The organism is Adlercreutzia sp. ZJ242, from assembly GCF_011038995.1.
GTDB lineage: Bacteria > Actinomycetota > Coriobacteriia > Coriobacteriales > Eggerthellaceae > CAAEEV01.
Map to the genome: position 1 here is coordinate 1 of NZ_JAAKEE010000070.1, position 9,381 is coordinate 9,381.

Annotated in this window: 10 protein-coding genes and 1 pseudogene; all 11 read left to right on the top strand. The window is 70.8% G+C overall.

The features are described from left to right. Positions 1-791: ATP phosphoribosyltransferase (hisG, locus tag G7Y49_RS11295; protein WP_165173886.1), on the top strand; the 791-nt coding region annotated here is incomplete at its 5' end. A 63-nt stretch (positions 792-854) separates the two neighbouring features. Beyond that, positions 855-2,228: a histidinol dehydrogenase gene (hisD, locus tag G7Y49_RS11300; protein ID WP_165173902.1), complete on the top strand. Its 1,374-nt coding sequence runs from the start codon at positions 855-857 to the stop codon at positions 2,226-2,228. Continuing rightward, entirely contained in the window at positions 2,221-3,288 is a 1,068-nt protein-coding gene (gene hisC / locus G7Y49_RS11305; RefSeq protein WP_165173888.1) for a histidinol-phosphate transaminase, read from the top strand. The genes hisD and hisC overlap by 8 nt, the downstream gene beginning before the upstream one ends. 21 nt (positions 3,289-3,309) lie before the next feature. Next, positions 3,310-3,903, top strand: a complete 594-nt coding sequence (hisB, locus tag G7Y49_RS11310; protein WP_165173904.1) for an imidazoleglycerol-phosphate dehydratase HisB — start codon at positions 3,310-3,312, stop codon at positions 3,901-3,903. After that, on the top strand, positions 3,900-4,745 hold the full coding sequence (locus G7Y49_RS11315; RefSeq protein ID WP_165173890.1) for an imidazole glycerol phosphate synthase subunit HisH: 846 nt from the start codon (positions 3,900-3,902) through the stop codon (positions 4,743-4,745). Before hisB ends, G7Y49_RS11315 begins: the two co-directional genes overlap by 4 nt. A 16-nt stretch (positions 4,746-4,761) precedes the next feature. Further along, entirely contained in the window at positions 4,762-5,499 is a 738-nt protein-coding gene (gene hisA, locus G7Y49_RS11320) for a 1-(5-phosphoribosyl)-5-[(5-phosphoribosylamino)methylideneamino]imidazole-4-carboxamide isomerase (RefSeq protein WP_165173892.1), read from the top strand. A gap of 178 nt (positions 5,500-5,677) precedes the next feature. After that, positions 5,678-6,442: an imidazole glycerol phosphate synthase subunit HisF gene (gene hisF / locus G7Y49_RS11325; RefSeq protein WP_165173894.1), complete on the top strand. Its 765-nt coding sequence runs from the start codon at positions 5,678-5,680 to the stop codon at positions 6,440-6,442. Positions 6,443-6,558: 116 nt separating this feature from the next. Next, a complete protein-coding gene (locus G7Y49_RS11330; RefSeq protein WP_165173896.1) occupies positions 6,559-7,470 on the top strand; it encodes a radical SAM protein in 912 nt (303 codons plus the stop codon). 54 nt (positions 7,471-7,524) lie between these two features. Next, complete coding sequence (gene hisI / locus G7Y49_RS11335; protein WP_165173898.1) at positions 7,525-7,863, top strand: phosphoribosyl-AMP cyclohydrolase; 339 nt, start codon at positions 7,525-7,527, stop codon at positions 7,861-7,863. Between the two features lie 492 nt (positions 7,864-8,355). Then, positions 8,356-9,036: a transaldolase family protein gene (locus G7Y49_RS11340; protein ID WP_165173900.1), complete on the top strand. Its 681-nt coding sequence runs from the start codon at positions 8,356-8,358 to the stop codon at positions 9,034-9,036. After that, a pseudogene (locus tag G7Y49_RS11345) lies at positions 9,037-9,381 on the top strand (hypothetical protein); the annotation flags it as partial.

Consider the following 9,381-nt stretch of genomic DNA (forward strand, 5'->3'; position numbering starts at 1 on the left):
CGAGCCGCACGACCGCCGCCCCTGCCGCGCCCGCCGCCGCGAGCCGCACGGCGCGCCCCCTGCGCATCGCCGTGCCGAAGGGCTCGCTGGCTGCCGACGCCCTTGAGTGCCTTGGCGCCGCGGGGCTCGACACCGCGGGGCTCGACAACCCGGGGCGCCAGCTCATCATCAGCAACCCGGGCGTGGACTTCATCATCGTGCGCCCCTCCGACGCGCCGGTGTTCGTGGCGCTCGGCGCCGCCGACTGCGGCATCTGCGGGAAGGACTCGCTGCTCGAGGCGTCGCCCGACGTGGTGGAGCTCGTGGACCTCAAGTTCGGCGAGTGCCGCTTCGTGGTGGCCGAGCCTGCGGGCGCAAGCGGCGCCATCGACGAGCACTACCGCAAGCTCGGCTCCATCCGCGTGGCCACGAAGTACCCCAACATCACGTCCGCCCACTACGCCAAGACCGGCGTGCAGGTGGAGATCGTGAAGCTGCACGGCAACATCGAGCTCGCGCCGCTCACGGGCATGGCCGAGCGCATCGTCGACATCACGGCCACGGGCACCACGCTGCGCGAGAACAACCTGGTGGTCGTGGAGGAGGTGCTGTCCTCCACGGCGCGCTTCTTCGCGAACACGTGCGCGTTCCGCACCGACGAGCGCGTCGCGGCCCTGGCGCGCGCGCTGCAGCGCCACGCCGACGAGAGCACGTACGAGCCCATCGCGGGAAAGCCCCTCGGCAGCGCCGTCTCACCCACGGCGCCCACGGCGTCCGCGATATCCACGGCACCCGCCGCATCCGTCGGGTAGCCCCAGAGCAAGACACCGGGCACGCCCGCGCGGGCCTGCCGCCAGAGATAGGAGATCACCATGATGCGCCGCGTCATCCTCAACCCAGACGAAACGTTCACCAGCTCGCTCATCAACCGCACGGGCGCCTTCAACGCCCGCGCGCTCGAGGCCGCCACGTCCATCATCGAGGAGGTGCGCACCCGCGGCGACGCGGCCCTGCGCGACTTCACCGAGAAGTTCGACGGCGTGCGCGTCGAGGACCTCCGCGTGCCGGCCGAGGCCATCGAGGCCGCCGAGGCGAACGTCGCGCCCGCCACGGTGGAGGCGCTCAAGCACGCCGCCGCGCAGATCCGCGACTTCCACGAGCGCCAGGTGCAGCAGAGCTGGATCTACGCGCGCGCCGACGGCGCCGTCCTCGGCGCGAAGGTGACGCCGCTCGAGTCGGTGGGCATCTACGTGCCGGGCGGGCGCGCCCTCTACCCCTCCACCGTGCTCATGAACGCGCTGCCCGCGAAGGTGGCGGGCGTCGAGCGCATCGTGTGCGTGACGCCGCCGACGAAGGACGGCACGCTTGACCCGGGTATCCTCACGGCGTGCAAGATCGCGGGCGTGACCGAGATCTACTCCGTGGGCGGCGCGCAGGCCGTCGGCGCCCTGGCCTACGGCACCGAGTCCATCGAGCCGGTCGCCAAGATCACGGGCCCGGGCAACGCGTACGTGGCCGCGGCCAAGAAGATCGTCTCGGGTGACGTGGGCATCGACATGATCGCCGGCCCGTCCGAGGTGTGCGTGGTGGCCGACGAGACGGCCGACCCGTCGCTCGTGGCCATCGACCTCATGGCGCAGGCCGAGCATGACCCGCTCGCGGCATGCTACCTGGTGACGTTCTCCGAGGCGTACGCCGACGCCGTCGAGGCCGCCATCGAGGGGCACCTCGCGCGCTCCACGCGCGCCGAGATCACGCGCGCCTCGCTCGAGGGGCAGGGCCTCATCACCGTCTGCCCGAGCATGGAGGCCGCCCTGCAGGCCGTGAACGTCATCGCCCCTGAGCACCTCGAGATGCACGTGGCCGACGCCATGAGCTACCTGGGCAGCATCCGCAACGCGGGCGCCATCTTCCTCGGCGAGTGGACCACCGAGGCGCTCGGCGACTACGTGGCGGGCCCCAACCACACGCTGCCCACGGGCGGCACGGCGCGCTACGCGAGCCCGCTTTCGGTGGACGAGTTCGTGAAGAAGTCGTCCATCATCCAGTTCTCGCCCCAGGCGCTGAGAAACGACGCGCAGGCCACCATGCGCATCGCGCGCCACGAGGGCCTGTGGGCGCACGCCGAGTCGGTCGCGCTGCGCGTGGAGGCGCTCGAGGCCGCCGACGCCGCGCAGGCCGCCGGGGCTGCTGCCGCCGACGCCGCGCAGGCCGCCGGGGCTGCGGAAGGGGAGGCCGCCGATGAATAAGGTGCGCGCGTCCGCCCCGCAGCTCCAGGGCCTCGTTCCCTACGACCCGAAGTACCTGCCCGCCGAGGCGTTCCTCTCCGCGAACGAGAACCCGCGCGACGTGGACCCCGAGATCCGCAAGCAGGCGATGCGCGAGGTGAAGAAGGCGGCGTTCAACCGCTACCCCGACCCGCTCGCCAACGAGCTGCGCGACATGATCGCCGAGGCCAACGGCCTCGAGCGCGACCAGGTGCTCGTGGGCAACGGCGGCGACGAGCTTCTGTTCGACCTGGCGCTCGCGTGGGGCGGCCCGGGGCGCACGTTCCTCAACCTGCCGCCGACGTTCTCGGTGTACGCAGCCAACGCGCGCCTCACGAACACCACGGTGGTCGACATCCCGCGCAACCCCGACTACTCCATAGACGAGGAGGCCGTGCTCGCGCGCGCGGCGCAGGGCGACGTCGACTACATGGTGGTGGCGAGCCCCAACAACCCCACGGGCCTCATGGCGTCGCCGGTGTTCCTCGAGCGCCTGCTCGGCGCCACGGACGCGCTCGTGATGGTGGACGAGGCGTACTTCGAGTTCTCGCGCCAGACGATGCGCCCGCAGCTGGCCGCGCACGAGAACCTCGTCATCCTGCGCACGTTCTCCAAGGCGTTCTCGCTCGCGGGCGTGCGCGTGGGCTACATCCTCGGGAACCCCGGGGTGATCCGCGAGTTCGTCAAGGTGCGCCAGCCCTACTCGGTTGACGTGGTGTCGCAGGCCATCGCGCGCGTGGTGTTCGCCAACCGCGCGAAGTTCGAGCCGGGCATCGAGGCCATCATCTCCGAGCGCGCCCGCATGATGGAGGCGCTGCACAAGGTGCCGGGCGTCACGCCGTACCCGTCGGACTCGAACTGGATCTTCTTCAAGATCGCCGACGCGGCCGAGGCGTGGGAGTACCTCTACGCCCACGGCGTGCTCGTGCGCGACTTCAGCAGCGCGCCGTACCTGGAGAACGGCCTGCGCGTGACCATCGGCACGTCCGAGCAGAACGACCTGTTCCTGAGGAACCTGCGCGACTTCGCGCTGCGTCCCTGAGGCCGACGGAAGGGGAGGACGATCGTGAGCAGAACCGCAACGGTGAAGCGCACCACCAAGGAGACCGACATCAGCGTCGAGATCGACCTGGACGGCACGGGAGCCGTCGACGTCGACACCGGCGTGCCGTTCTTCGACCACATGCTCGACGCCTTCGGGCGCCACGGCCTGTTCGACCTGCGCGTGCGGGCGAAAGGCGACGTCGAGGTCGATGCGCACCACACGGTGGAGGACACCGGGATCGTGCTGGGGCAGGCCATCGCCCGCGCGCTCGGCGACAAGCGCGGCATCACGCGCTTCGGCTCGCAGCTGCTGCCCATGGACGAGGCGCTCGTGCTCGCCGCGTGCGACATCTCGGGGCGCGGCCAGCTGCACTACGCCGTCGACGTGCCGCTCTGCCTGCTGGGGACCTTCGACACGTCGCTTGCGAAGGAGTTCCTCATCGCGCTGGCCGCCAACGCCGGCGTGACGCTGCACGTCCGCCAGCTGGCGGGCGAGAACGCGCATCACCTGGTGGAGGCGTCGTTCAAGGCGTGCGGCCGCGCGCTGCGCCAGGCGTGCGCGATAGACGCGCGCGTGGGCGACGCGCTGCCCTCGACCAAGGGGGCGCTGTGATAGCGGTCGTCGACTACCACAAGGGGAACCTGAAGAGCGTCGAGCGCGGGCTGGCCGCGGTGGGCGGCGACGCGCGCATCACCGACGACGTGGACGTGATCGCGCGCGCCGACGCCATCGTGCTGCCGGGCGTGGGCGCCTTCGGCGACGCGGCGGCCACCATGGCCGAGCTTGGGCAGATGGAGGCCATCCGCGCGCGCGTGGACGCCGGCGTGCCGTTCCTCGGCATCTGCCTGGGCGAGCACCTCATGTTCGAGGAAGGCGAGGAAGGCGCGCCCGAGGTTGGCGAAGACGAGGAGCCGCGCCGCCCGCGCGGGCTTGCGATCCTGCCCGGCGTGGTGGGGAGGATGCCGCGCGTCGACGCCGCGGGGCGCGCCTACAAGGTGCCTCATGTGGGGTGGAATGCTGTCGTTCCGGCAGGCGCGGGCGCGCTCGGGGTCGCCGGGGGCGGGAGCAGAGCTCAGTCGCTCGGACGGTCCTGCTCGCACGGAAGCGCCGCCGGCGCTTCCGGCTCGTGCGGAACTCGCTTGGTGAGCACCGCTCCCGCCCCCGGCGAGGGGTCCGTGCCTCATGGCGCTCCCGCTCCCGGCGAAATCGGCCGGCCGGGCTTCTCCTGCCCGCTGTTCGCGGGCGTCGAGCCGGGGGAGTTCTTCTATTTCACGCACAGCTACGTGGCGCCCGACTCGCCGGCCACCGTGGCCGTGACGACGCACTCGGTCACCTTCCCGTGCGCGGTGCAGTACCGCGACCGCGTGTTCGGCGTGCAGTTCCATCCCGAGAAGAGCTCGGACGCGGGCGCGAAGGTGCTCGCGAACTTCGTGCGCATCGTGGGCGAGATCTAGCGAAAGGACGTGGGCCATGTTTCTGCTTCCGGCCATCGACATTCTGGGCGGGCGCGCCGTGCGCCTGGCGAAGGGCGACTACGCCCAGGTCACGGTCTACAACGAGGACCCCGTGGCGCAGGCGCGCGCGTTCGAGGCGGCAGGCGCCGCCTGGCTGCACGTAGTCGACCTCGACGGCGCGAAGTCGGGCAACCCCGACAACGTCGAGGTGATCGAGCGCATCCTGGCCGCCACCAACCTGAAGGTCGAGGTGGGCGGCGGCGTGCGCTCGATGGCCGCCGTCGAGCGCCTCATGGCGGCGGGCGTGACGCGCGTGGTGCTCGGCACGGCGCTCGTGCGCGACCCGGCGTTCGCGCGCGAGGCGGTGGCCGCGTACGGCGGGAGCGCGCTCGTGGCGGGCATCGACGCGAAGGGCGGCGAGGTGGCCGTGTCGGGCTGGTGCGAGGGCTCGGGCATCGCGGCGCACGAGCTCGCGCGCCGCATGGCCGACGTGGGCTACGAGCACCTCGTGTACACCGACATCGCGCGCGACGGCATGCAGACCGGCCTCGACCCGCAGGCCTACGTGCTCATGCACGAGGCGTTCGGGCATCCCGTGGTGGCGAGCGGCGGCGTGGCCAGCGTGGCCGACGTCGAGCGCCTCGCGCCCGTGGCCCACGCCGTCGAGGGCATCATCGCCGGCCGCGCCATCTACGAGGGCACGCTCACCGTCGAGGAGGGCGTGGCGGCCTGCGCCGCCGCAAGCGGCGAGTAGCGGCGCGTTTTGGCAGTGCCAGGAGGCGACGCGGAACGGTGCTCACCAAGCGAGTTCCGCACGAGCCGAAAGCGCCGGCGGCGCTTTCGTGCGAGCAGGACTGTCTGAGCGACTGAGCTCCGTTCCGCGTCGCCTCCGTCGGCTCAGGAAGACCATCAGCGGAAGAGGAAGATTTCCCATGTTAACTAAGCGCGTAATCCCCTGCATGGACGTGAAGGACGGCCGCGTGGTCAAGGGCGTCAACTTCGTGAACCTGCGCGACGCGGGCGACCCCATCGAGCTTGCGCGCGCCTATGACGAGCAGAAGGCCGACGAGGTCATCTTCCTCGACATCACGGCCACCTCCGACGACCGCGCCACCACCGTCGAGCTCGCGAGCCGCGCGAGCGAGGAGCTGCACCTGCCGTACTGCGTGGGCGGGGGCTTCCGCAGCGTGGCCGACATCCGCCGCATGATCGCCGCCGGCGCCGACAAGGTGAGCGTGAACTCGGCGGCGGTGAAGAACCCCGAGCTCATCACGGTGGCTGCCGCCGCGTTCGGCACGCAGGCGATCCTGTGCGCCATCGACGCGAAGGCGGTGGCGGGCAGCCCCAACAAGTGGGAGGTCTACGTGGCGGGCGGGCGCACCGCCACGGGCATCGACGCCGTCGAGTGGGCGCGGGAGGCCGCGCGGCGCGGCGCAGGCGAGATCCTGCTCACGTCCATGGACCGCGACGGCAGCCGCGACGGCTTCGACTGCGCGCTCACCCGCGCCGTGGCGCGCGCCGTGGACATCCCGGTCATCGCCTCGGGCGGCGTCGGCGAGCTCGAGCACTTCGCGCAGGGCATCATCGAGGGCGAGGCCGACGCCGTGCTCGCCGCGAGCGTCTTCCACTTCGGCGAGCTCACCGTGCGCCAGGTGAAGGAGCACATGCGCTCCTGCGGCATCCCCGTGCGCCTGTAGCCCCGTGCGCCTGTAGCCCGAGCGTGGCGGCGGGCGTCGCGCCGCTGCTTTCCGACGGGTGCCCCGTGATACAATGAGGGGCAGAGTTTCAGCAGGTCTCGAAAGGGGAAAGCGCCATGTCTGCCCAGCAGAACATCAAGTCCCACATCTCCTCTCCGCAGCATCGGCCGCCGCATGATCTGGGGTGTCCCATGCTGCAGGTCGTCACGGGGTGCTCGCACGGCAAGTGCCACTTCTGCGACATCTTCAACGGCGTGCCGTTCGCGGCGTCGCCGGAAGAGGAGGTCAAAGCCGACATCAAGGAGATCGCGCGCACGGCGACGGCGCTCACCAGGCGCATCTACCTCACGGGCGGCAACCCCTTCGCGCTGCCCACGCACCGCCTCATCGAGATCTTCGACATGGTGGAGGAGCGCATTCCCACGGTGAACAGCTACGGCGGCTTCTGCCGCATCGTGGACGTGGCGAGCAAGTCCGACGAGGAGCTGGCGCTTCTGGCCTCGCGCGGCGTCAACCGCATCACCATCGGCGCGGAGAGCGGCTTCGACGAGGCGCTTGAGTTCATGGAGAAGGGCCACACCGCAGCCGACATCGTCGAGCAGGGGCGGCGCCTGCACGAGGCGGGCATCGACTTCACGTTCTTCTACCTCGCGGGCATGGCGGGCGCGGGGCGCGGCGAGGAGAACGCCATCGCCTCGGCGCGCGCGTTCAGCGCGGCGAACCCGAGCGACATCCTCATCGTCACGCTCACGCCGACGCAGACCTGGCCGCTCGCGCGCGACATCGCCGCGGGCACGTGGGCCGCGCCGACCGAGGGCGAGATGGCGCGCGAGATCCGCACGTTCATCGAGCACCTCACCTGCACCTGCCACGTGAACTGCGCGCACGACACCGACGTCCTGCGCTTCGAGGGCATGGTCCCCGAGGCCCAGGGGCTGATGCTCGAGCTTCTGGACAACCTCATTCCGAAGATGAACGAAGGCGCGGCGCGGCGCATGCGCGAGATGCTGCACAAGGCGTCGTTCTAGCGGCGCCAGGCGCGCGCATGCGCCGCGCGCGTGCGCAGGAAAGGAGCGGGCTGCATGGACGCCCCCGACATCACCGACTTCTCCCAGCTCGCCTACAACGAGGCGGGCCTCGTCCCGTGCGTCGTGCAGGACGTGCGCAGCAGAGAGGTGCTCATGGTGGCGTGGATGAGCGAGGCGTCGCTTGAGCTCACGCGCGAGACAGGCGAGACGGTGTTCTGGTCGCGCAGCCGCCAGGAGCTCTGGCACAAGGGCGCGACCAGCGGAAACACCCAGCGCGTGGTGGAGATTCGCTACGACTGCGACGCCGACTGCCTGCTCGCGCTCGTGGAGGCGGCAGGCCCGGCGTGCCACACGGGAGCCGAGAGCTGCTTCTTCCGCACGCTCGAGCTCTAGCGGCGGCTGAGCGCCGCATGCGGGCATGCCGCGCCCGCGGCCGGACCCTTCGCCTTCGCGCCCTGCAGGCGCTCCGCCCAAGCGCTCCGCCCGAGATGACAGGGGGGAGGGGCGAAGCTCCCGCCAAGGTTGACGCCCGCAGGCATAACGGGTTGCGACGGACGTGGAAAGCCAGGCGCTCTTCCTCTGCGCTCTTCGCGCTCCTTTGCCCGCGCGGCGCATTCCGTGCTTGAACTGCGCGAAAACATGCGCTAACATGGGCGCAGTTTCAATTTCCCCGCACAGAAGCTCATCTGCCCGCCCGTCCGGGCGCTTTGCGCGCATCCGCGCAGGCGCACACCCCCGGCCATTCGCGGCAAGGCGGCTTTCGTGCCGTCTGCAGAGGAAGCATCCCCAAGAGGAGATCCCGTCAATTCCGCAAAAGCCAAGTCAGGACACGTGCGCATCCGCGCACGTTCGCACCATCCAAGCCATCTGAAAGAGGAGGACCACGTGAAGTTCTTTCTGGACACCGCCGATCTCGCCGAGATCGAGGAGGCAGCCAGCTGGGGCGCGCTCGCGGGCGTGACCACCAACCCCACGCTCTACGCGCGCATCGGGGGCAAGCTCGACGACTTCCACAACCACATCAAGCGCATCTGCGACATCGTGGGGCCTGAGTGCCCCGTGTCGGCCGAGTCGGTCGCCATGACGCGCGACGAGCTCGTGCGCGACGGCCGCGAGCTGGCGCAGATCGCCCCCAACGTCGTGGTGAAGATCCCGACCATGGTCGAGGGCCTCGCGGCCACGCGCACGCTGGCCGACGAGGGCATCCGCGTGAACATGACGCTGTGCTTCACCGTGCCGCAGGCCATCCTGGCCGCCCGCGCGGGCGCGCGCTACATCTCGCCGTTCGTGGGCCGCTTCGACGACATCTCCGAGGACGGCCTCGACCAGGTGGCCAACATCGTGACGGCCATCAACAACTACGACTTCACGGCCAACACCGTGAACGGCGAGCAGGTCGAGATCATCGCCGCGTCCATCCGCAGCGCCAACCACGTGACGCAGTCCGCCCTCATGGGCGCCGACATCGCCACCGTGCCCTTCGGCGTGCTGAAGAAGATGGTCGCCCATCCGCTGACCGACCGCGGGCTTGAGGCGTTCCTCGCAGACTGGGAGAAAGTACAGTAAATGAGCGAAGTCGAAGAGACGAAGACGGCGGCAGCGCCCGCCCCTGCACCTGAGGCGGCTGCCGAGGAGAAGCCCGTGCGCCGCCGCGCCACGCGCGCGAAGAAGGCGGAGGATGACGCTGCCGAGGCGAAGGCCGCCGGCGCTGACGCCGGGGAGAAGGCCGAGAAGCCTGCGCGCAAGGCGACGCGCACCCGCAAGGCCGCGTCCGAGGCGCCTGCTGGCGCCGACGGGGCCGCTGCCGAGGCGCCGGAGGCGTCTCTGCGCAAGGCGACGCGCACCCGCGCCCGCAAGGCCGCGCCCGATGGGGGCGAGGCCGTCGCCGGCGCCGCGCCCGCAGCCGCCGAG

Coding starts and splice junctions, on each gene's coding strand:
- hisD (WP_165173902.1), top strand. CDS start 855: ATGCGCCGCGTCATCCTCAACCCAGACGAAACGTTCACCAGCTCGCTC.
- hisF (WP_165173894.1), top strand. CDS start 5,678: ATGTTAACTAAGCGCGTAATCCCCTGCATGGACGTGAAGGACGGCCGC.
- hisA (WP_165173892.1), top strand. CDS start 4,762: ATGTTTCTGCTTCCGGCCATCGACATTCTGGGCGGGCGCGCCGTGCGC.
- G7Y49_RS11330 (WP_165173896.1), top strand. CDS start 6,559: ATGTCTGCCCAGCAGAACATCAAGTCCCACATCTCCTCTCCGCAGCAT.
- hisC (WP_165173888.1), top strand. CDS start 2,221: ATGAATAAGGTGCGCGCGTCCGCCCCGCAGCTCCAGGGCCTCGTTCCC.
- hisI (WP_165173898.1), top strand. CDS start 7,525: ATGGACGCCCCCGACATCACCGACTTCTCCCAGCTCGCCTACAACGAG.